Origin of the sequence: Paenibacillus sp. FSL R5-0517 (assembly GCF_037974355.1) — a bacterium.
GTDB lineage: Bacteria > Bacillota > Bacilli > Paenibacillales > Paenibacillaceae > Paenibacillus.
The window spans coordinates 4,249,405-4,273,336 of sequence record NZ_CP150235.1; the positions used below are offsets into that span (position 1 = coordinate 4,249,405).

The 23,932-nt window shown below is 42.6% G+C and carries 16 protein-coding genes; 1 reads left to right on the top strand and 15 read right to left on the bottom strand.

The window, feature by feature from the left end:
- Positions 1-168: 168 nt before the first annotated feature.
- From MKX40_RS18830 to MKX40_RS18870, 9 genes are all read right to left on the bottom strand, one after another.
- Positions 169-510, bottom strand: coding sequence for a cupin domain-containing protein (locus MKX40_RS18830; RefSeq protein ID WP_339234985.1), 342 nt, complete (start codon positions 508-510; stop codon positions 169-171).
- Positions 511-653: 143 nt separating this feature from the next.
- Positions 654-2,612 carry an ABC transporter permease gene (locus MKX40_RS18835; protein WP_339234987.1) on the bottom strand — a complete coding sequence of 653 codons (1,959 nt, stop codon included), beginning with the start codon at positions 2,610-2,612 and terminating at the stop codon, positions 654-656.
- Entirely contained in the window at positions 2,587-3,357 is a 771-nt protein-coding gene (locus MKX40_RS18840; RefSeq protein WP_339234990.1) for an ABC transporter ATP-binding protein, read from the bottom strand. Before MKX40_RS18840 ends, MKX40_RS18835 begins: the two co-directional genes overlap by 26 nt.
- A 193-nt stretch (positions 3,358-3,550) precedes the next feature.
- Positions 3,551-4,549 (bottom strand): sensor histidine kinase, encoded by a 999-nt coding sequence (locus tag MKX40_RS18845; protein WP_339234992.1) that lies wholly within the window; start codon positions 4,547-4,549, stop codon positions 3,551-3,553.
- A complete protein-coding gene (locus MKX40_RS18850; protein WP_339234994.1) occupies positions 4,546-5,259 on the bottom strand; it encodes a response regulator transcription factor in 714 nt (237 codons plus the stop codon). Before MKX40_RS18850 ends, MKX40_RS18845 begins: the two co-directional genes overlap by 4 nt.
- Positions 5,260-5,342: 83 nt before the next feature.
- A complete protein-coding gene (locus MKX40_RS18855; protein ID WP_339243130.1) occupies positions 5,343-6,317 on the bottom strand; it encodes a sugar kinase in 975 nt (324 codons plus the stop codon).
- 71 nt (positions 6,318-6,388) lie between these two features.
- On the bottom strand, positions 6,389-7,432 hold the full coding sequence (locus MKX40_RS18860; RefSeq protein WP_339234996.1) for an SPFH domain-containing protein: 1,044 nt from the start codon (positions 7,430-7,432) through the stop codon (positions 6,389-6,391).
- 197 nt (positions 7,433-7,629) lie between these two features.
- Complete coding sequence (locus MKX40_RS18865; RefSeq protein ID WP_339234999.1) at positions 7,630-12,006, bottom strand: glycosyl hydrolase 53 family protein; 4,377 nt, start codon at positions 12,004-12,006, stop codon at positions 7,630-7,632.
- 526 nt (positions 12,007-12,532) lie between these two features.
- Positions 12,533-13,435 (bottom strand): YegS/Rv2252/BmrU family lipid kinase, encoded by a 903-nt coding sequence (locus MKX40_RS18870; protein ID WP_339235001.1) that lies wholly within the window; start codon positions 13,433-13,435, stop codon positions 12,533-12,535.
- A 483-nt stretch (positions 13,436-13,918) separates the two neighbouring features.
- Between MKX40_RS18870 and MKX40_RS18875 the strand changes: the two genes are divergently transcribed.
- Positions 13,919-15,025, top strand: a complete 1,107-nt coding sequence (locus MKX40_RS18875) for a nuclear transport factor 2 family protein (protein ID WP_339235003.1) — start codon at positions 13,919-13,921, stop codon at positions 15,023-15,025.
- Positions 15,026-15,976: 951 nt separating this feature from the next.
- Here the strand turns inward: MKX40_RS18875 and MKX40_RS18880 are convergent.
- From MKX40_RS18880 to MKX40_RS18905, 6 genes are all read right to left on the bottom strand, one after another.
- Positions 15,977-16,480 (bottom strand): DedA family protein, encoded by a 504-nt coding sequence (locus MKX40_RS18880; RefSeq protein WP_339235005.1) that lies wholly within the window; start codon positions 16,478-16,480, stop codon positions 15,977-15,979.
- Positions 16,480-16,821 (bottom strand): Asp23/Gls24 family envelope stress response protein, encoded by a 342-nt coding sequence (locus MKX40_RS18885; protein WP_339235007.1) that lies wholly within the window; start codon positions 16,819-16,821, stop codon positions 16,480-16,482. The genes MKX40_RS18880 and MKX40_RS18885 overlap by 1 nt, the downstream gene beginning before the upstream one ends.
- 227 nt (positions 16,822-17,048) lie before the next feature.
- Positions 17,049-18,482: an LTA synthase family protein gene (locus MKX40_RS18890; RefSeq protein WP_339235010.1), complete on the bottom strand. Its 1,434-nt coding sequence runs from the start codon at positions 18,480-18,482 to the stop codon at positions 17,049-17,051.
- 612 nt (positions 18,483-19,094) lie between these two features.
- The gene (locus tag MKX40_RS18895) at positions 19,095-21,308 is read right to left on the bottom strand and encodes an MMPL family transporter (protein WP_339235012.1); all 2,214 of its coding nucleotides are present in this window, start codon (positions 21,306-21,308) and stop codon (positions 19,095-19,097) included.
- Positions 21,309-21,544: 236 nt separating this feature from the next.
- Complete coding sequence (locus MKX40_RS18900) at positions 21,545-22,192, bottom strand: response regulator transcription factor (protein ID WP_307534972.1); 648 nt, start codon at positions 22,190-22,192, stop codon at positions 21,545-21,547.
- On the bottom strand, positions 22,179-23,387 hold the full coding sequence (locus MKX40_RS18905; RefSeq protein ID WP_339235018.1) for a sensor histidine kinase: 1,209 nt from the start codon (positions 23,385-23,387) through the stop codon (positions 22,179-22,181). The genes MKX40_RS18900 and MKX40_RS18905 overlap by 14 nt, the downstream gene beginning before the upstream one ends.
- Between the last annotated feature and the right edge of the window lie 545 nt (positions 23,388-23,932).

The window sequence follows — 23,932 nt, forward strand, 5'->3', positions numbered from 1 at the left end:
GTTTTGTGAAGGATTGACTTGCACTGGATCGTCTCCTACGAAATGGCCTTGTCGGACACATGCAGTGATTTTTGGATAAAAAAATAAATAAGGAAACTCCAGAATAGAGTTCCCCCTTATATTCGTGGCGATCAGTGAATCATTGTATCTATTCCTTGATAATAACTCTTAGATGTCCTTTGCATACGATGCTGCTGGTACTTTATTTAACACCACGAACAAACGAACTTCCTGTTCTCCTGTATTACGGAATGCGAACTCTACCTCGCCGCCGCAATGGATTACATCCTCTTGATTCACCACTTGTTCTTCACCATCCAGAATAAGTGTGCCTGTGCCTTCGACCACCAGCAGAATAACGTCTGTGCCCGGATGTTGATGGACGGGAAGCTCTTGTCCTGGCAGAAAATGAAGGACAAAGGTCACTCCCCCACCCTGTTGGAATAATACCCGTTTCGTAAAACGATCCTCGCTGAATGTTTTGACTTCTTGCAATGACGTAATACTCATGATTAATCTTCCTCCTCGATAATATAATCTGTGAATACATTCATCTTATCGCAAGAAAGCCCGCATTTCCTTGATCTGAATCAAGGAATGCAGGCAATGAACAGATTATGGTCGGTCCTTACGACCCTTTGTTTTTAAGATGGTTACACCATCATTTTGCGCAGAGAAGCGATATATCTCGAACGTATAACGATGAAATAAAACGTCTGTGCAAGTACAAAGGCACCAAATACAGTCAACACCGGCATCGTATAATTGGTAATACCGAATTCAGTAAGAAATGGCTTAACCACGACCAACGTTTCAATGATAGCTACCCCGATCGGTAAAAAGAACAGAATAGCAATCTGAACGGTGGATGATCGTTTCATCTCCTGGAAACTGAGACCCATTTTCGAAAGAGAATGCACCATCTTTCCATCCGCTTCAAGATCGGTATGCAGTCTGAAATACAGAAAGCTTGCTGAAGAGATGGAGAAGATCAATCCGATAAATATGCCCAAGAAGGTAAATAGTGCTGTCCCCTGTCTGAATCTTTCAAAATCACCGTACCGTGTACTCAGATATCCGGAGTAATTCTCATCCGAAGCATTATCGCTTCGAATGGTATCTGCGGACGAAAGTAACTGATCGCTAACCATGGCTTCCGAGGAGTGCCGGTCAGGTACTGCATGACCCCAGGCAGGAATCTGATACAGAACTTTGCCAGATAACCTATTTTCATGGACCTGTTGTGTAATCTCTTCAAACTTCTCATCCGGGAGGACAACTACACCTGTTGAATAGATTAAGGTTGCAAACCTTGGCTCCACATCTGTAGCTGTAACTCTTGCTTGCATTGGGCCAGCTTCTAGATTCAAGGTCAATGTGTCTCCTTCCGAAAAATTGTGAAACCTGTTGCGATCGATCTGAGCCTGATCCTTCTCATTCCGGGAATCTACGAACAATGCTGAATTTGAATCCAATTGGAATGTCTCTTTTCCTAGAATTGTATTGAATCGGTTGTAGTGACTAAGTGGCATAACCGAGACAGCACTCTGATCCGCATCCGACCAGAAGTACTCTAGATACATTTGCTGATAATCCAAGCCTGCGGCTTCAAGTGCTGAATTAATAGCGCTCATATCCATTTGATCCGTAGGTGTGTACACATTGTACTGGATTGCAAAATCGTTATTGGTAAATTGCTCCCGGTTCTCTTGATCCAGTGACAAAATCACAACTGCACTCATCGAAGCAATCGCAATGACCACGGTCACCATAAAGAGCATGCGAGCATTATCCTTCATTTTGTAACTCATCTCTGAGATCCATAACAGACGAGTACCGTGCCATACCGTTTTACGATTACGCTTTAATACCCGTATAATGAGCACGGAAAGTTGTGAGTAGAAAAAATACGTCCCCGCGATGCCTGTTACTGCTGCGAGTAAGATCGTACCGCCGCTCAATTTACTGCGGAGTACTACAAATCCGATTGTAAGTAATGTCAGGCCCAGAAGTGAGAAAAACCACGAAGCTTTGGGTTCTTTTTTAGGTTTGTTGGTGCCTGTCAAAAGCTCTAACGTCCGTTTGTTTCCGATAAATATCAATGTGAAAAGTGAAATGCAGAAAAATAATAACAGAAATGCCCCGATCGTAATCAGAATCGCTTTCACCGGAAAATAGAAGGGCAGATCATCCATCCCGATAAAACGAGTGGTTAACATCAGGAACAGCTTCGACAACAACATGCCTCCGCCGATACCCGCAATAATGGAAAGACAGCCGATCAACATATTTTCCAATATAATTAATTTCCGAATCTGTCCAGGCTCCGCACCAAGTATGGTTAGAATGCCAAACTCCTTGTTCCGTGATTTGAGAAAAGCACTGATGGAATACATGACAAAGAAAAATGCAAACACATATACAATGATCGAAGCCACCTGCATCCCCATAGCAGTTGTGTCACCCATCGGCAACTCTGTCACATACGGATGATAGATGAACACTGCATAAGCGAAGAAAATCATGACCATAAACACACTGCTTAGAAAAAAAGCAATATACGCTCGCCCATTGCGGCGAATGTTATTAAACGCGAACTGAGGAAAGCTCATGTGAATTCCCTCCCCAGAAGGATAACGTATCAATGATCCGCTGGAAGAACGTCTGCCGATTATCTCCGCGGTGTACCTCCGCTGCCAGTTTCCCGTCCTTGATGAATACGATTCGATTGCAATAACTTGCTGCAAGGGGATCGTGTGTCACAAGCATAATGGTCGTTTTCTCCTGCTGATTAATCTGTTCAAGCGACTCCATGACAGCCTGAGATGAAGTGGAATCCAATGCGCCCGTAGGTTCATCCGCCAATACAATTGAAGGCATATTGATCATGGATCTCGCAATGGCTGTGCGCTGTCGCTGACCGCCCGAGATTTCGTACACCCGTTTATCCAGAATATGATCAATCCCAAGCTTGGTTGTAATGCGTTGTAGTCTACTCTCCATCTCCTTCAGTTTGACCTTGTCCAGTGTCAATGGAAGTACAATATTCTCGGCAACCGTCAGCGTGTCCAACAGATTGAAATCCTGAAAGACAAACCCGAGTTCCCGCCGCCGGAACATGGCAAGTTCTTTCTTTTTCATATCAAACGGGTTCATGCCATTAATCAGCACCTTGCCTGAGCTGGGTTCATCAATGGTAGAGACCATGTTTAACAATGTGGTTTTGCCACTGCCGGACGGGCCCATAATGCCCACAAACTCACCTTGCTTGATTGTCAGATGAATATCACTAAGGGCTTGAGTCTGCACTTTGCCCTGATATACTTTGCTTAGTGCTGATACTTGTAACATTTCCATGTGTATTCCCCTCCGAATTTATTACTCTTTATATGTTAATCCTATTCTTATCCTAACTGACCTTCCGTAACGGTGCTATCGAATTACCTTAAACTTTCCTTACAGTACGTTTAAGGTTCTGTTCCCCTGCCTCCATAACTTTTGGTATCTATAAAAAAAAACACCTCACCCACGGCTGTGGGCAAAGCGCTCTTTACTGCGGAACTTTCGTATGAACCCAGCTGAATCTAACCAATGTTCCCTTATTCAGCTCTGAAAACAACTCTACCCGGTTATCCAGGCGTGCACTAATCTCACGAACCAGATATAATCCCATTCCCGTAGATTCATGGTATTGCCTGCCCCGTTCACCTGTAAAATAGGGATTGAACACACGATGAATATCCTCGGACGAGATGCCGATTCCCTCATCCTGAATATCCAGGATGGTACGTTCTTCCTGCTGGTAGCCGGTAATGATCACTTTTTTGCCTGATTTGCTATCGGAATAGTTCACCGCATTGGTCAGGATCTGGGTGAACATGAACCGCAGCCACTTGGAATCACTATAGATCTTAAGATCTTCCTCCATGCGGATATCCGGCTTAATACCTCTGCGTATAAACAAACGTCGGTTCTCTGCAATGCTGCTCCGAAGTACCTCTTGCAGAGATAGCAGCTCCACACGAAAATCTCCTTCGAACTGTTCAAGCCGGGATGAATGTAAGACCATTTCAAGTCCTTTACGCATTTTATCCAGCTCATCCTGAATGCTGCCAGCTGTCTCATCTTCCACGTCTTCCAAGGTCAGTTGGATAATAGACAACGGTGTCTTCATCTGATGAACCCAGCGATTCATAAATACCACCTGCTGTTCCTTGCTAGTACGTAACTGACCAATCTCGTTCTGCCGATTACGCTCCAGTTCGTGTAACAATTCCTGGATAGCCTCAGCTACAACCGAATTTCCAAGGGTCTGAAAAGACTCGTTTACCCATTTACGTGGTTGTTGAAGTAGATGATAATACGCTCGTAGCTGGAAGTAACGTACGACCAGATAGACCAGTAACACAACGGTACTAATCAGCATGCCATAGAGGATAATTTTCATCGGACGATCTTCACCAGAGAGCCAATATACACACGGAACAAGCAGCATCTGCAGCACATAAAATCCAACTAACATCTGGTGGTCTTTCAGAAAAAGTTTCATTTCCCTTGTCCTTGTGCAGAAGCGCCCAGATCCAACACGCGATAACCCGCTCCGCGAACCGTCTCCAAAATCTCTTCTGCTCCCAGTTCCTTCAACTTCCGACGTACACGTGTAATATAGACATTCAACGTATTATCATCAATAAAATGCTGATCTTCCCACATCTGTTCTAGCAATTTTTCCCGGCTGACCACTCGACCTGCCTTCACCATCAGCGCTTGCACCAGTATCGCTTCCTTCTGAGTCAGTTCTGTTGAGCGTTCATCATATTCCAATACGAATCGCTCAGGATAGAGAATCATGGGACCGTTATTCACTTTCACTTCCTGCTGCACAGCAGCGTAAGAACCATAGGCTCTGCGCAGCTGACTGCGGACTTTGGCAAGCACAACTTCATATTGAAAAGGTTTTGTAATATAATCATCCGCTCCATGTTCCAATGCCATAATCTGATCCATGCCGCTATCCCGAGCAGATATGAATAAAATGGGACATATGGAATGTGTACGTATCTGTCTGCACCAATAGTAGCCATCAAATTGAGGCAAGTTCACATCCATCAGCACAAGATCCGGTTCCATCATCACGAACTCATCCAATACATGACGAAAATCACCGGTGACCTGTACCTGGAATCCATTTCGGTTCAGATAAGCCGCCAGCAATCCTGCAAGCTTGGCATCATCTTCAACCAACAATATCGATTGCATCGTTAACCCTCTTCCCGTTTCCTGACGTCAATGTATCACACCTAGTTACCCATTTTAGTTGGAAACGGCTTGGAAATAAAGGGTCAGACTACGAGACGCCCCCTTCTCTCTGCCAAACCAATGATAGCCTCCACCCCTGAGTTGAACTCAAGAAAGTCCTGCTCAACCCCATCGCTGAAAATAACTCCGTCCTCCGGCATCTGGGATACAATGTGCAATGGTTGCTTCGAATGGATCTGTCCAAACACCAGGTTGGCCGCAGTCGTTCGGCTTGGAAAAGGTTCACGTACTGAGAAATACAAGTACGGCGCATCCCAGTTAAAATGATTCAGCTCCTGCCTGCTTCCATGAATGGATGAGGATGCTACAGCAACCTCATCTTCCGAATTCATGTTCTGCCACGCCGCCGATCCTACAATTCCAGTGGCCCCGGCCAGCACACTTTTGAACCAACCTGTCGATCCCATGCCTGTGGATACAATGATACCGCTGGAGGATTGTTGTTCTACGGATGTACCCAAACGCACTTCATAACGTGCCGATACATGTGTCTTCCGACCAATGAACAGATCGTTGACACCATATAGATACTGTCCATCATTGAGTTCCACTTTGGCGAGAGTGACTTCTTTCAAAGTCCGTTGCTTTCGAATGACATCAGGAACAATGAAGCTTAGATCCTCCACAGTAAAAGGTAATAACACCCCGTCCCACCGCATCGGGTCCGGGTTCACGCCAATGAGCGGCTGCTCGGTTACGTATTTGAGGGTATTGGCTACAAGCCCATCCTGTCCAACCACAACCACGATATCCTGCTCTCCAAAAATAAAGTTCGGCACATGTTCCCGATCAATGGTCTGTACACGACCCAATTGCCCCAGTTGCTGCTGCGCCTGCTGCACAGATAACCGATAACGACGGTCTTCCTCCATATAATCACTGAAGTCGGCTCCCAGACGTTCGATATAAAACTGAGCTTGCTGCACCGTGTTATATCGAACCACCAACTCTTCCAGTCGGGTCCGACGCTTAACTAGAATGAGCTTGTGCTCGCTCATTCGATCTTCCGGCGCAGCCTGATGACGTACTGATTTCCCTGCTTGCTCTGTCTGCTCTCTTCTTCCTAATCTCATCGCCCTCTACCTCCCTGATCTCTGCCCGGCGCGGGAGACATCAACCCCTGCAACAGATCCGGCGAGATATTAAGCTGTCCGATCTTGCCTGCATTTTCAGCCAGCTCCTGGAATGCAAGTGCAATCAGCTTATCGGAATTCATGCCCATGTTTGCCATCGCTTGCAGTACATTTGGTTGTACATTTTGCAATGAGTTCATCACGGCAGCAATCTCATACGCTTTGGCATCTGCCTCGGCATTGTGATTGGCAATGGTCAATTCAATCAGTTGCTGCTTACGTTCCTCCATCGCTGTATTGAACTGAAGCTGCTCCTGCTCCATCTCGTTTTGTTTCTGTTTCACCGAGCGTTCTGCATGCAGTTGGGTCTCACGAATTTGCTGTTTCTTTGTCTCCACGGCAATTTCGGTGTTCAGTTCGTTCTCCTTCACTCGGCGTTCCTGTTCAATTGATGCATTGCGACGCACATACAGCGCTTCATCAGCCTGACGCAAAATCTCTTCCCGCGCTTGTGCTTCCAATGCACGCATCGTCTCTTTATTGGGCAAAATGGCCAGGATGGATAGACTCATCAGCTCAACGCCCAGTTTCTCCAACTCTTCACTCTGCACAACTTCACGTTTCATGCTGCTTGCCAGCCGTTCACTGGATTGAATGGCCTCCTTCAACGGCATTTTCTCCAGATATTTCTTAGTTAGTACTTTCGCTGTGGTGATTACCCGTTGATCCAGTTTGCCGGGGTCGTCGGAAATATACCGATTCTTGCGCAAATTGTACGTGTAATTCAGGCTCTGTGTTATTTTCAAATAATCTACAATGCGATAGCTCAGTTGTCCCTGCACTGTAACGGTCTGATAGTCCGCCGTAATCTCTTCGAACATGAATGGTACATCCACCGAGGACACGGGCAGCACCACTACCGATGTGGTCGGCTCATAATAATAGAAAGACAATCCCACACCTTGACGTTGTACCTTGCCATTTTTCACTTTCATTACATATTCACTGGGTTGGAACTTCGCAAATCGGAATCCAAACATGGCTCATTCCTCATTTCTTAATATTGTCGTTTTGATATTATCGAAATGATAACAAATGAATTTGATATTGTCAATACGACATTAACAAATGATTCATATGCCTATGTAGAGAAATGGATGAAGTCTGAACCTCTTCTTTCCACAAAACAAAGAGACCGAATCCGTTGATTCGATCTCCTTACCTGCTTTGTTATTTTCTAATACAGTCGTTCCATCAATCTGGCTACTGCAACAGCCCCTTGTGCACGGTTCGCCGTTTCTTTCGGAGCAAACGTGCCATCAGGCATGCCATTCAGCAGTCCAAGTTGTTGCATCGAGGCTACAGCCTCTTTGGCGTATGGCGCGATCTCATCGTTGTCTGCAAATACCATATTTCCTTGTACAGAATGGGTCGCATTCTCACGCTGCACAACCTGAAGAGCTCTATTCAGCATAACGGCCATATCTTCTCGTGAAATGCGTTCGTTGGCCCCGAAGCTTCCATCCGCTCGGCCTTGAATAATGTTCATTTCAATGCCAAGTCGTACTGAATCCGCATACCACTGCTCTTCCTTCACATCCGCTGGGAGCGAAATGGATGCATCGGACTGGCGTGCATCACCAATGCCTTTAATAATCATTTGCAAAAATTGTGCTCTGGTCAGTTCACCTTGTGGGGCAAAACGAGTTGCGCTCATCCCCATAATAATTCCTTTACCGTAGAGGTTCCGCACTTCTTGGAGAGCCCAATTGTAATTTTGCAAATCATGTAGTGGCACGTCAACTTCTGCTATGACAAAACTGCCGGATTCCAGCGGTTTGAACGCCATCGTCTTCGTTTTGTCATCGTACATGGAGTACGTAACAGGTGTCATCTCCCCAGTTGGAGATATAGAATGTACGATCATAACCACATCATTCAGCTTAGGCTGCTCTACACTGGATAGAGCAACTTCAATCGCTCTGTTTGTCCATGATATTGGCTTATTGTTCATTAATAAATTCACATCAACAATCGTATGATGACCGATTGCTGCTTTTTGAGATGTGGATAATGCATCTGTTGATCCTTTTGCCACTACAATGTCGAACGTTCCCGCAGTCTCCGCAATGGTTAGCGGCAGTGATTTTAGAGGAACACGAACGGTAGTGTGTCCTACGACTACATCCAGAGATTTTACTTCCTCGGAACGAACCCATGCTGCCAATTGACTTGCAGCCAATTGGAATGTAACTGTGTTGGCTGTATTAGGAACATCTGCAATCAACTTCAATGTACGATTTCCTGCATCCGTGGACTGCAGTGCCTGAGTTAATTGGGATGCATCCGGACGAATCGAATACTTGTCATCCCCGGTTGCTGTTCCTTTTATTGTTATTGAACCCTTCTCTGGTGCAGTGCCCGATCCAACGGGTGGGGTTACAACCGGATTACCCGTCGAAGGAGCTGTGCCCGGGTTGGAAGGTTGTGAAGGTACACTTGGTTGGGATGGCTGACCAGGGCCAGGTGTGCTATCTTGACGCACAAGCTTACTCACAGCATCTTGTAACGACCGATCCGCATTGCTTACATCTTGCGTTGAAGATTCAACATCCAGCATGAACGCCTTCGCTTCAGAAAGCGCCTTACTGAATACATTCCAGCTTGAAGTCGTGTAATCCGTTTGTTTTAATTTCTCAGCGTTATCTACAGTAACTTGCAGTGCAGATTTGTCCGCCGGGAACGTACCGTAGGCTTCAAATTCCATGAATCCTACCCATGTAGGACCTGCTGTAATCGTTACGCGAATATAACGTCCCTCCGTGCCTTCTGGAAGAACATGGCTAGGTGCGGTCGATACAACCACATCATTTGTGGTGTCCACTACTTTCACAAAATTTTGGTTATCATTGGACACTTCAATCTTGTATTTGATGCCGCCACTCCACATCGACATCTCGATCTTGCGAAGGTTAGCAACCTGTCCCAAATCCACTTGCCACCAGCGATCAATACTATTATCTGTTCCCCATGAAGTGTTCGGATTGTTGTCAATCGCACCTTCAGGTGAGTTGGCTTGATTGCCTCCTGTCCCTGCACTGCTTGAAGCCGTTGCCGTTTTGCCCGTTGTGAGAGCCTCCAGAGAGACCAGATTAGTAAAGGCCTGTTTCAACGTACTCAGTGCTGAATTCACTTCAGACTGGACAACAGCTTGGTTATCTCGGACCTGAATCGCCGCCTTCAAAGATTGTTGCAATACAGACCAGCTCCGACGTGTATATGAGGATTCATTCTGCTGCTGCATTTGTTGAATGTACTGGTGCAGTTGCGTTTTGTCGACATTGGATAGACCTTGAATGGCATCATGCAAACGTTTAACCGCTGTATTTGCATCCGTCTGTGTTGCTCTTGAATCATTCAAGACCTGATCAGCGCCTTCCAGTGCTTTGGTCAATACCGCCCAAGTGGCCGCAGACCAGTCAGCCTGCTGATACGTACGCCCTTCCGCTAGTTTGGCTCGAAGCTCGTCAAGCTGCGGGGTGATAACCTGCATTTGCTGCATCACATGTTCTAATGCTGTTGTTGCTGCATCTGTATCCGCTTGAGACACTCCACCTGGCGTGTATGCCTGTTCGTATATTGCATTCGCTGAGGTGATTGCCGGAGCCAGAGTACCCCAGCTTTCAGGAATAAAATCAGTCTCGACTAATGATTCGGCTCGTGCAAGCGCCGCAGCCAGTTGTTGGCGGTCTGCCGGCAGAAGATTTAATCCGCGTTTGTACACATCAAGGGACCATAATGCTCTGCCTTCATACGAATGGCCGCCGTTAGCCGGAAATTCATCGTAGTCAAACATCGCTTGGTTCTCCCATGCATTCCCTTCAGATGCAATCCAGCCTACACCGGCCGGAATCCATGCTGGCTCCCAGTAGAAGAAACCTGCACCATGATTATTCGGCACATTTGCAATCATGTCCATAATGCCGGCGATGGCATCATATTGACCTTGAACGGTTGCGGGGAAGTCTGCTCCCCCTACATGAAGCGCTTCGTCCGACCCGATGATGTTTCCATGCGCGTCCCCGTTTTTGTAGGAAAACGGATACGATGTCTCGGCGATAATCACGTCTTTTTGGAACTTGTTAGACACTTCATTCATGGTCTTCTGCACATCGGCAAATGTCCCATGCCAGAATGGATAATAGGAAAGTCCGATGATATCGTACTTGAGTTCGCGTTTCTCCAGCTCGCTGAAATACCAGTCGAACATATCCGCCTTGCCGCCTTCAGCCAGATGGATCATGATCTTCACCTTATCCGCGTTATTGGTGATCTCTCCTTCTACTGCACGTACAGCATCAATTCCACTTTTCAGCAATGCAACATTTTGCTCGAAATCCACGTCGCTGCTCAAGCCGTTCAGAACACCACTGTTGATCTCATTACCGATCTGCACCATATCTGGCATGGCGCCCTTTGCTTTCATCTCTCCCACAACTTCAACCGTATAATCGTATACGGCTTGCTTCAACTCTTCGTGGGAAAGACCTTCCCAAGCTTTGGGACGAAGCTGCTGACCCGGGTGCGCCCACTCATCCGAATAGTGGAAGTCCAACAGGATTTTCATACCTTTTTCCTTCACCCGCGTAGCCAAACGAATGACATCTTCCTTATCGTTGTAGCCCCCTGATTTCTGCGGATCATTCCACAGACGAAGACGCACGTAATTAACACCGCGATCCTTGAAAATATCGAGCAAATCACGCTCTGTTCCGTTGCTGTCAACGTATTTGCCACCTTTGTCCTCAATGGCAGTCAACGTGGAAATATCGACACCTCTAACATAGTCTTCACGATATCCCTCAACGATCACCTTAGCTTTAAGCTGAGGCTCTGGAGGCGCACCATATACAGTCCCTGTTACCGTAAAATCGCCTGCAGAGGCGTACTCCATAGGGTCGATATGGTCCCAAGTCACAGGTACCATCCCCGATTTTCCATTCTGGAACTGTGCTTTTACCTCGTTGGGCAGAATTGGCGCACTTCTGGTCACCGTTCTCACTTCGATCTCATCATATCCTTTAATATTGGCCGGTTCAGTGCCATCTGCTTCTCCCCACACCTTGAACTCCAATATTTCCGGCCAGACTCCCTCACCCTTGTAAAAAGATATATTCAGTCTGATGTATCGTACATCATTCTGCTGAAAGGTCAGATCGGCGATCTGTTTGGGATCGGCATTTTCACTTTGATCAGCAACGTTGGTCCATGCTTGCTGGTCAGCAGATGTTTCTACCATATATTTCACAACCGTGTTTTCTCTCCACGTGATTTCCGCTCCGGACAGATTGTAGTCTTCACCCAGATCAATCATGACCCACTGAGGTTGTTCTGTTGTCACTCCAGCCGTAGCTGCCCAATGCGTGTCACTTTTACCATCAACCAAATGGTCTTTCTTGCTTCCCCACTCCAAATATTCTGTGCTTACCGTAACTGCCTTGTTAAGTGCCACGTTCACTTTTGCATCTTCCGCAGCCGCTGGACGAACCATCAGTCCCAGATCACAGAACAGCATCAGTAAGACCAGACAACCACTTATGTACCTTTTATTCACTCTTGATCTCCCCCTTTTTGTGTTTGATTGTGCATGGATCAATGAATGTGATCAATCCTCCTCATTGTAAGCGCTTAATAGTGGTGGGTAACACGGCATTTTCCAAAGGAAACAGCAGTTATTTTAACAATATGATCGCGGATAAGTTACATTTGATCTATGTGTGGTTGTCATAATAGTGAAAAAATCAACAAAGAAGTTTATGTTTCAATACAAATTTTTCGTTATTTTAATCTTAATTATAAAGCAAAAAAACCATTATCTTGTAATAGATAACAGTCAGTTTACCTACTCTATTTTCTTCATTAAAATTATTTTGTCTTCTGCTCTTTTATAGAAACCACATAAAATATTGTCAAAATTAAAACTAGTAAATTCACTCGGTCCATTGAACATAAGCATCTTGAAGTTGGTACACAGGAACATACAGTCCACCTGACTCGATCCAATGAGGAACCGTATTATCCTAAAATATAGAACGTTTAAATCTCTTTAAATCTTTCTACATAATAAGTCTATCCAGAATCTACGCCACATCTGAACCACACGGGACTACCATCGTTAATCCACGAGGAATCACTTCAATATCCATTAGCCCAGTAGTATGCATTTCACCATCAATCCCAACTTTTGCTATGTCATCACCAAATTGAGTAATTCTTAAACGCTTTGTCTTAAAATACAACACATCTGAACGGCCAAGATGATTTCCATTTTTAATATCTAACAGAAGTTGCAAGGTATTGAACCATGATTTTTTTTGAATGACAAGCACATGAAGGTGACCGTCATCCATTTTAGCACCCGGAACGATGCCCTCAATTCCGCCAATAATCGCTGATTTTGAAACCAGATAGAGTAGTGCATCATGTTCTTGTTCTGTATGGTCACATTCAATCTTAATATGTGTTCCCGATAATATTTGGGGGAGTTTAGGTAGAGCAGACAAATAATAAGCCTTATCTCCTATCACGTTTTTCAGGGTCTGATTGGTTGTATAGCTAATGGAATTCATTGCACCACCTGCCACAACGTAATGAAAATATTCTTCTCCAGCCAACCCGATATCAATCTTCTTGGTCGCTCCTTTTTCTAGCATTCTCGTGAATCCTTCATAGGATCGTGGTAATTTCAACGCGTTTCCAAAATCATTAACTGTACCTGTCGGCAGGTATGCTAAGGGTATATCTAGACCCAGATTTTTAATCGTGTTTATTGCATAATGCAGGGTTCCATCTCCTCCCGCAACAACTAAAGAATCACATTCTTCAAAAAATGAAGCTCCTAAATTATGATTTTCTTTACTTGTGTAAAAGATATCACGATCATTTAAAGCGTATCTCTTCTTCATATACTCTATAACTGAAGCCTTTGTTTTATATGCTTTATGCTGCCCAGAAACGGGATTTACAATCATTTTTGGTTTCATCACTGGAATGCTCCCTCTCCATGAATTACTTCAATTTATGATTTAATTTTATATTCATTACGAACGGTCAACATCGTACATAAGGGCGGATCTGATCCAGCCCTTTCGGGTATCTGTGGATAGGAGGAGCATGAAGAATGACAAAGTTGGTCTCTCTTTGCTTTTCTTTGAGCTTCCACTCTGTTTCGTTTGCTTAACCACCAAGTTTTGTATAAAAATCTATCGTTAGTGTGAAATTTCATTTTTCTATTTCTTCAATTTTTATATGTAGTAAACAACAGTAAATAAATTTACTTCTTCGGATTTTTTCATTTTGATCTGAGCAAATGATGCAGAGTTCCCTAAAGGGCAGAAATGATCTGCCTCTTCGAACGATGTTACAATTTTTTTTCAATTGTAATATATGTGTAAGCTAATCATTTTAATTTGGTAGTTGGCATAGCGAAGCATGAAAGTAACTTAAGAATTGAGAGGAGAATAATGATGAAGAATACTACGATGAGAATGTTGACGGCGAGTTTGACAGCTTTGACCATTATGACCGTTGCTGTAGGTTGTGGAAATAATACAGATCCAACCCCTGCCCAAGTTGAGGAGAATGTGAGTTCAGACGAATCTGCGGTCAGTATTTCTGATTCCTATGACAATACTGAAGAACTTGCGGCTAAATTCCCAATTATTAACTCAACACCAATTGAGTCTGAGATGGAAAAGAATATACAAAATAGACTCCTAAATGGTTTTGAAAACTGGAATAGAGGATATGAGGCATGGGAAACCTGGGGGGACATTCTTTATACAGAGGGCTCTCTCTATAACGTCCACGGCGTGAAACTCACATTGAAGGAATATCAGGCTGCTATGGATGCACAGCTAAAGTCTACCGATATTCAGATGGGTAACTTCAACAATATGATCATTAACGATGATTGGGCAGCAATTCGATATGACATCTCGTCGACTGCCCGAGGCAGCCAGCAATCTTCCGATGGAAGTGTAATGGAGTTTGTCCATTTCAAAGATTATGGTAATCCGCTCGGAACTCGAGTTGTTGAAGGCTGGGCCGGTACAAAGGGAGCAGATTTTGACGCATTGACCCATTTTCAAACGGATGAAGCGAAGGCGGCACAACAAGCTGCATTAGATGAGATCGTTAACACCAAGATCCCCAACACTACAGATCTCGAAACCAAATATCCTGTTACTTATCCGACAACGGTTGATACCGATATGGGTAAAAAAATTCAAAGCGCCATTTATAGCGATTTTGATAGATGGAACCAAGGTTTTGATGCTTGGAGTGACTGGGCCGATACGTATTATAGTAGCGATCTGAAATATCACACTAATGCAGAGACTATGACTCTCGATGAGTACAAGGATTCCGTCAAGAATTATGCCGCAGCGACCGAGGTCAAACGTATTCGTTTTGATAATATGCTTATCAGCGGTGACTGGGCAGCCATTCACTATAGAATAACGAATGAGGACACGAAGACAGGGGAAAAGACTGCTGGGGACGTCATGCAGTTTTTACACTTTGCCGAAGAGAATAACAGCCTAAAAGTTGTTGAAACCTGGACGAAGTGACTCAGGTGGTTATGAGAGCACTAAACACAGACGAGGAGTATCCAGCAATGGGTGCTCCTATATGTATTTAAGAATGTAGCTGTGATCATCAGCTTACTTGTTTAATCCGATAATGATATGCGTTTATAGAAATACCTAAAGTAAATACATAGGATAAAATGTACATCCACATGATTAACACAATTACATTGGCAAAATCCCCGTATAAATCACTGTATTGGTTATTAAAATGATTAAGGTAATATGAGTAAGCAAATGTTGAAATCACCCATACAATGCTAGTAAAAAGTGCTCCGATATTGGAGTACTTTCCAGGGATTCGATATCTAGGTGTTACCATATACACAATTTTAATCGTGAGAAACAAAAACAGTAAAACGACAGGCCACCTCAAAATAGTGATCAACAGCTTTGTTATTTCATTCATGTCATGAAGTAAATCGAAATGCAAAATAATACTACTATAGCTATACACCAACAAGGTAAATATGATTATAATCACCAACATGATCGTCAGCAGAAGTGCTTTTAATCGACGAAGAAAATAGTTTCGATGTTTAAAACCAAATAAAGTGTCCGAACAGACAAGCACTGCATGCATTCCGTTAGAAGCCAAAATAAATGCAAAGACCATCCAGACGCCACTATGAAGCGTGAGCCCTTTCTCAGTATAAGGAACCAGCATTTCAAATACAGACGTTGGAAGTATTCCTTTTAACGATTCTAGAATATCAATGATCGGAAATTTCAAATAGGATGATGTGTAACTAATCAGAATTAAAATTGGAATTAGGGATAACACGAAAAAAAGTGTAAGATGCCCCGGGAGTAAACGCAACTCAGGGACGACGATCTGCTTGACTTTATTCCAGTATGGAGCGCATTTTTCTTGAATATGTATGTAGGTTTCTTTAATTGCAAATCATCTCCTTTATATACGATTATCATATATCAATATCCCAAGACTTGCATCAACGATAAAATAGGCGCTTTAAAATAAATACCTATAGCAAAATAGGTCATTGTCCAAAGCAGCGCACTTGTATAGGTAAAAAGAGCAAATTTCTTGAAATGAATCTCACTCATTCCAATCAGCAAAGGCATGACATAGCGCACCACCGGGATAAACATTCCAATGAACATTGCTTGATTACCCTTTCTCCTCAACAAAGACTCCGCCTTTAAAAAATAGCGATTGTTTAACCATCTTTTTTTAAATTTATGGCTAAAAAACCTTCCCATGATATAGGAAGTTGTGATTGCAGTCAATAAGCCTGTTAAAATGGCGCTGTACGTCGCCCAATAAATGACTACTCCCTTATGGCTTAAAATGGATCCAGATAAAATAATGACTTCATTAGGTATGGGAATCCCAAAAGGACCCAGTGAAAAAGCCAAGAAGAAAAATACATATCCGTATTGATTAACAAGTTCTAATAAAGTATCACTAATCATTATCGTGTAATACCTTCAATACGAATGTGGATCTGATCTGGAGAAATACCCGTCATATGATTCACCGCTTCAAATATGCTGGACTGTAATTCACGGCTGACATAGTGGATTTTCACTCCGTAAGTGACAACAATTCTAAGCTCAATAATTAACTTTGAGTTCGAGAAGGTAACCGATACTCCCTTATGCATTTTTTTTCCACTCACGTGTTTAATTAGGCTGTCTACGGCTCCTGTTGACAACAATATTATTCGAGATTCTAATCTTGCAACTCCTGAAACAATTGTTGTAATCGCCTGCTCCAAAACATTTATCTTCCCTATATCTGTCTGTATAATCAATTGTAATGTCTCCTTTAAAACAGTGTTGTATTGGTATACATTCATTTTATCTTGAATAAGAAATTAACGTAATGTACCTTGGGGCAAAGAGGTATTGTACTTTTGGGCACATGCTCTTCATATCTGAGGAGCAAACACAAAGGCAAAGGGAGACATCGATACTGATGTCTCCCTTTGCCTTTGTCCTGTATCATAAAATAGTTGTTTGCAATCACCCATTTTAACTCTCATTTCTCCTGATTGCTGTAGTCATCAGGTAACTGTAATAAGTAGCTATTCGAGAGGTCAAGTAAACGCTGGGCGGCCAAGAATTGAGATGCAGTAGATCCACCTTCAACGATCCTATTATTGCTTAGTTCATAATGTACTCCATCGGCATATTGATTACCTGGCATATATAATATTTTATCATTAATAAATGAACCATCAGGTAGAAAGTGTCTTAACGGAATCAAATTACGCTCTTGATTGAACAGATCTTCACCTAAAACCAGTTGATCTCCCAGAGGAATTCCCAACAGATTGGCTACCGTTGGTAGAATATCAATTTGTCCACCTATCGTATTAATTACAGGAGGAAGCTGCCCTGAAGGCGAATGCACAATGAAGGGGATGTTCATCATATCTGTGTATCCATAGTTATGACCTAACAAGGAGTTCATCAGTTCTTTTTCTTCTCCTGTAAGACCAGTCATTGGTATCCCCTGGTGATCTCCATAAAATACGACCACACTGTTATTCCATAGTCCAGACTCTATCAGCTCATCAAGAAACTGACCCAGCGCAACATCTGCATAATTTTGAGCCTGAATATAGTCACCAATCAATGTATCCTGGAAACGCTCAGGAAGCTTCATTTTAGCCTTTTCTTCAGGCAAGTGATAGGGATGATGTGCACTCATGGATATGACCATGGCATAGAAAGGTTGATCCTGCTTATCCAACATGGACAATTCAGCAGATGTTTTGGCGTACAAAACTTCATCCGATGCACCAAAAGCAATAGGATCATCTTCTCCGAAAAAAAATTGATCATAATAACGTTCAAAACCAATGGCACGATATAATCGATTACGATTCCAGAAATCCACACTATTGGTGTGGAACGTCGCTGTATCATAACCATTTTCCTTCAGTAAGTGCGGTAGACTTGGAAGCTGTTTATCCATATATTTGGATGAGGTTGCTGGTTCATCCTTAGGTACGTAAAAGGAGGTGTTTACGACGAACTCGGCATCCGAGGTTGTCCCCTGTCCAGCATTCGTATAGAAATAAGGGAAGTACGTATTATTCTTAATCAACTGATTTAGATGAGGTGTAATCTCTTGCCCATCCATTTTGAGGTCGATCAAAAAGTTTTGAAAGGATTCCATCTGTACGAGTATTAAATTCATTCCTTTATTAATTCCATGAAACTTTGGTTCGTCTTGAAGTGGAGGAATTCCCTTGGTTTCATTAATTGCTTCTTGGGAGATATCATCAGGAGCTATAAGCACGTCCTTCTCCATACGATCGGCAACAACCTTATATACTTCATAATTAAGAATCCCCATACTCTTCGCTTTATTGATCTCATTCAGACTAGCATGAACCGGCCAGATATTGAATACACATAAAACGATAGATGCGCTAATCGTACAAGTTAACACCTTATGACTCATACGTGAAGCACGATCCTTCCAGATTGAACCATACTTAGGTAAGATAATTAGAACTAGAAATAAGGCAATATCAACAAACAAAAATAAATAATAGGGTGTAAGTAGAGATAATGCGCTCTCTCCGACATGAGTAACCTTTTTGGCTTGTTTAAGTGAATGATATGTAGCGATAACACCGTAATATTTATAGTACATGATGACTGCAAAATATATTAAAGTCATGCAGAAATTTAAAAGCACATAGTATAAGATCTTCCTCTTGGCTGCAAACCATTCAATTAGGCTGAACACCAGGATAAAAAAAGGAAGCTCTGTTTGAACGATAGTCCAATTCGTTCCATCATGAAATACAACGGACCATGCGACTATACTTTTCAACAGGAGAATAAAACTAAACAAACACAAATTTTCATAGGATCGATGTTGTAAGCTAATGTCCGCGCCTTCATTTCGTTTGTACATACCATTCATCCTCTAAAATTATTAAAAAGGAGAAGGAGCAGCACCTCCCTCCCCTACAACGTAATCAATCTTTTAGAATAGAAAAACGAGATTAACCTCTCGACAAAACATTGGATGGCAGGTTTCATCATGAAACCTGCCATCTTTGATTTACACCTCTGCTCTATTTATAGGCTCTGGAAATAGATCATGCTGATTCGCACGTTTCTGATGACGTTCTTCAACGATTTCCATTACCTTTTCCCCCTCAACATCCAAGTTCGGAAGAAGACGATCTAACCATTTCGGCAAGTACCAAGCCGATTTACCCATAAGCATCATCACACCCGGGACAATAAATAGACGAACAATAAAGGCATCAAACAATACACCAAAGAGTAGGGCAAAACTCATAACCTTAATACTTGGATCATTTGTCATCATAAACCCTGCAAATACGGATATCATGATCAACCCAGCAGTTGTAACTACGCCCCCACTATGCTTAATTCCTGCGAGTACAGATTGTTTGGCATCACCATGCTTTTTGAAGTCCTCACGCATACGACTAACCAAAAACACTTCATAGTCCATAGCCAGTCCAAACAGGATTCCCACAACCATTATTGGTAAGAAGTTAAGCACAAGTGATTGTCCACTGAAACCAAAGAGATTTTGGAAATGTCCATCCTGAACAACGTAGGTAATAAATCCCATCGTAGCTCCGAGTGAGAGAACAAAACCGAGTACTGCTTTAATTGGAACCAAGATGGAGCGAAACACCATGACTAGCAGGATAAAGGCCAAACTAACGATTATGATACAGAACTTAGGTAAGGCTTCGTTCAGTTTTTGAGAGATATCAATATTAATTGCCGTACTGCCCGTTATTTGTAGTTCCACATGGTTCTGACGTTCAATCTCAGGAATATGACTGCGAATTGTTTTTACCAGTTCCACCGTTTCCACATCAGCGTGCCCCGTAGCTGGAATAATGTTAATCAAAGATACCTTTCCGGATGCGCCTGTAACCGGATCGGCAACCACCCCAATGTTCGGATAGGTTTTAAGTTGTTCCACTGTTTTTGCCACATTAGCCTCAGCTTCAGCACTTCCATCCGTTTTGACAAGAATCATCAGAGGATTGTGGTATCCTACGCCATATGCTTCAGATAACAAATCGTATGCTCGTCGTTCCGTCATACTGGTTGATTTTAATCCATCATCCATAGTCCCTGTTTCCATGTGTAGAAAGGGTACCGATATCGTGGAGAGAAGAACTAATCCTAGAATCACTGTGATCCAAGGTCGTCCTGTAACCAATCTACCCCATAGATTTCCTCGGGACTGATTTAATTTCTTAGAATCCTTTATCGGCTTAACTTTGATCTTTCCGCCCATTACGTCAAGAACGGCCGGCACTGTAATTACTGCAATTAGTACAGCTACAAAAATACAAAGTGCAGCAGCTACTCCCATGGCTGTGAGAAAAGGAATTCCAACAACTGCCATACCTGCAAGTCCAATAATTACGGTTACTCCTGCAAAAACAACTGCACTACCTGCTGTACCATTAGCTATAGCAATAGCCTCTCTTTTCTCAAAACCTTTTGCACGTTCTTGACGATATCTTGAAATAATAAATAGTGCATAATCAATACCCACTGCAAGTCCAATCATACTTGCCAATGACAATGCAAAGGAAGGTGTATCCAGGAAATTAGATCCCAGAATGATTAGCATTACACCCGTTCCAAGACCAATGACTGCGGTTAGAATCGGAATGATTCCAGTTAGGACAGATCCGAAAGCAATGGAAAGTATAACTAACGCAATTAGAATACCAATGCCTTCTGTAGCTCCACCAATCTCCATCTTTACATAACCTGAGCCCGTGAGCTCAGCTTGCAGTCCGGCATTCCGTAAATCATCTGCAGCATGAATTACATATTCTTTAGACGTCTCACTAACATCACCATCAGCCTTGTTATAAGAGACTGTCGCATAAGCGATCGTGCCATCGGTGTTCATTGATTCATTATCATATGGGCCAGACACTTCAGTTACAGCAGGATCTTTGGATATGCTCTGAAGTTGTTTTTCAATCAGTTGTTTCACCTTTTCAGATGATAATGTTTCGTTTGCGGGCGCCTTGAGCACCAGCTGAATTGCTTTACTACTATCTATCATTGAAGGAAACTCCTGATACATCTGTCCCATCGTTTCAATTGATTCTAACCCGGGTATCGTAGTTTCTTCAGTAAGCTTTGGCCCCATCCCCATTGCTACCATTGAGGTAATTAACATCACCATTATTGTTCCGATGATTACCTTAATACGGTTCTTGGCAGACCAAAATCCCAGTCTGTATAACATTTTTGCCATGTCACTATCGTCTCCTCTGCTCTATCTCTTAAATATAATCTTATTTTATAATTAGTTTGGATTAGCAACATCGTCCCAATGGGCATTCAATTCTGCCCTTTGGGGAAAGATGTAACACGCTCATATTTTCTTTTGTGGATACCATCTACATCATATGCAATAAATGTAACTAGATAGATGACAACGTAAAAAGCATGCAGGTAGGTACCCTGCATGCTTTTTACGTTGATTAACATTTATAGTTTCAGAATACCTCGATCCAGCGCAGTTGCTACTGCCTGTGATCGAGAATCTACCCCCAGTTTATTGTATATATTCGTTAGATGAGCTTTGACTGTTCGTTCTCCAATATTCATATCGAATGCGATTTCTTTGCTTTTATAGCCTTTAGCCACGCATTGCAAAATGTAGCTTTCTTTATCGCTCAACAGTTTGACATCTTCCTTGACCTCTTGTTGCGATTTTAATTTAGCGGCCATCACTCGCTCTAGCATCTCCTCAGATAAAAGCATTTCCCCTCGCATCGCAGAATCAATGCTTCTGAACAAGCTTTCTCTGCTTGTGTCTTTTAACAAATATCCTTTGGCTCCCAAAGCCAACCCGTTAATCATCATTTCATCCTCATTATACGTAGTCAGGATAATAATAGGGATCGTAAGACCTTTTTTCTTAAATTCCTTCATCGTTTCAAGTCCACTCAGAACAGGCATATTCAGATCCATTAAAATGATGTCTGGCTGAAGCTTCTCAACGTTCTCAAGGGCATCCTGGCCATTTACGGCTTCCCCTACGACTTGATATTTTTCGCTAGTCTCTAATATGAGCTTCAGTCCTTCACGCACTACAAAATGATCGTCCACCAACATAATTTTATAAGGGCTCATGCTGACCTCCTTCATGAATTGTCATTGACATCGTTATAGTTGTACCTTCTAGGCTGCTCTCGATCTCAATCTGTCCACCAATCAATCTTGCTCGCTCATGGATCCCAAGTAACCCATAGTGACCTGGTTCCTTTCCGATCGCATCCGGATTGAATCCTTTTCCATTATCTGATATTTCAATCTGAAGTTGATTGTTCGAGACGATAACACTGACTTTTACTACATTTGCTTTGGCATGGCGTGCAACATTCGTCAACACTTCTCTGATGATATGCAGACTATGTTCCATCACAACTCTGGATAGTAGCTGATTCAGTTGTACATGGCAGTCTACCTGAATGCCCGTGGAATGTCTGAAGTGTCTCACCTCATCTTCAATCGCTTCCTTAAAATCGATATCAGGTGCTGATTTAGTTCTAAGGTCATCTATTGCCCTACGTGCTTCAGCCAGTGTTCTACGTGCTTGCTGCATGGATTGAATTATAATGTTATGAGCCTTCTCTGTATTCCCCTGCATCATGTGTGCATTAGAAGCTTCTAATTGCATAATTAGACCCGCGACTCCTTGAGCAAGAGTATCATGTAAGTCCCTAGCCATTCGCTGCCGTTCATTGGACAATGTAAGTTCTTCGACTTTTTGATGAGCCACTTGCAATTCATTCAAAAACTTTTGCAATCTGACTCGTTCATGTACTTGACGAAAAAATAGGATTCCATAAGCGATTACGATAATTAACATCATCACAAACATTGGAATAAATACTATCAGTTCCTTGGTATCTCCCACGGTTAAGGCAGAATCAAAAAATATAATAACACTGATTAAAGCTATAAATATCACCCTGCTAATTCGAAAAGAAAAACCTAAACTTTGAGCAATGAGTACGGGGAGCAACCCAACTAACACTGCCTGATAACTTCCGGGGAAAAGGATAGCGCACAAGTAAATTAAAATCCCTTGTATTCCGAAATAAAACCAAAAATGTCTTTGGTTAACCCGATAAGAAAACCAATGCAACGCGGCGTGGAGAATAAATAGTCCCGTGAATACCAAACTGCTAATCACTCTAGGATCATCCAGAAACTGAAGCGTAACAGATCCTGCGTATACAAAGATTAACCAGATCAAGATGGGCTTTCTTGTTTCAAATAGTTCATGTATAGTCTCAAGTTTATTCTTATTAGTAACAACCATATAAGTTCACCTCAGTTCCAATATGTACAATGATTTTTGAAAATTTTTCAATAAAAGCTTATATTCCCTTTTTTGGGTATATGGTTAACGACTTATCCGATACTTATGCTAAAGATTTGTAAAAGCGCGAAAGAGAGTTAATTCAGTTATTACCTCATCTTAATGTTATCTACCCCTCCTTTGCATCGTACAAATGGGTATGTCTGATTGCCCTTTTGGGCAAAAATGCTCACTCGTATCTCACTAAATACAGTGAAGCACTCCAGATATTAGAGAACTTCACATACATTAGCTGACCTCTAGATGAATTCCCGTAACCCCTTCTGTTTTTTTGGCCTGATTCACAATAATCGGCCGCTTCTTGTTGTCATTATACACTAACGTTTCTACGTTAGTTTAATGTGCACTGGTCCAATGTCCCACAAAACTATACTTAGATGAGTGTTAGGTTCGTCATCAATAAAATCCAAATCTCGTAGTTTCACAGCATCTTAAATTTTCATTCATATGACAACCATATGACAACGCACACTATAAGAATCCAC

Coding starts and splice junctions, on each gene's coding strand:
- MKX40_RS18830 (WP_339234985.1), bottom strand. CDS start 510: ATGAGTATTACGTCATTGCAAGAAGTCAAAACATTCAGCGAGGATCGT.
- MKX40_RS18835 (WP_339234987.1), bottom strand. CDS start 2,612: ATGAGCTTTCCTCAGTTCGCGTTTAATAACATTCGCCGCAATGGGCGA.
- MKX40_RS18840 (WP_339234990.1), bottom strand. CDS start 3,357: ATGGAAATGTTACAAGTATCAGCACTAAGCAAAGTATATCAGGGCAAA.
- MKX40_RS18845 (WP_339234992.1), bottom strand. CDS start 4,549: ATGAAACTTTTTCTGAAAGACCACCAGATGTTAGTTGGATTTTATGTG.
- MKX40_RS18850 (WP_339234994.1), bottom strand. CDS start 5,259: ATGCAATCGATATTGTTGGTTGAAGATGATGCCAAGCTTGCAGGATTG.
- MKX40_RS18855 (WP_339243130.1), bottom strand. CDS start 6,317: ATGAGCGAGCACAAGCTCATTCTAGTTAAGCGTCGGACCCGACTGGAA.
- MKX40_RS18860 (WP_339234996.1), bottom strand. CDS start 7,432: ATGTTTGGATTCCGATTTGCGAAGTTCCAACCCAGTGAATATGTAATG.
- MKX40_RS18870 (WP_339235001.1), bottom strand. CDS start 13,435: ATGAAACCAAAAATGATTGTAAATCCCGTTTCTGGGCAGCATAAAGCA.
- MKX40_RS18875 (WP_339235003.1), top strand. CDS start 13,919: ATGAAGAATACTACGATGAGAATGTTGACGGCGAGTTTGACAGCTTTG.
- MKX40_RS18880 (WP_339235005.1), bottom strand. CDS start 16,480: ATGATTAGTGATACTTTATTAGAACTTGTTAATCAATACGGATATGTA.
- MKX40_RS18890 (WP_339235010.1), bottom strand. CDS start 18,482: ATGAGTCATAAGGTGTTAACTTGTACGATTAGCGCATCTATCGTTTTA.
- MKX40_RS18895 (WP_339235012.1), bottom strand. CDS start 21,308: ATGGCAAAAATGTTATACAGACTGGGATTTTGGTCTGCCAAGAACCGT.
- MKX40_RS18900 (WP_307534972.1), bottom strand. CDS start 22,192: ATGAGCCCTTATAAAATTATGTTGGTGGACGATCATTTTGTAGTGCGT.
- MKX40_RS18905 (WP_339235018.1), bottom strand. CDS start 23,387: ATGGTTGTTACTAATAAGAATAAACTTGAGACTATACATGAACTATTT.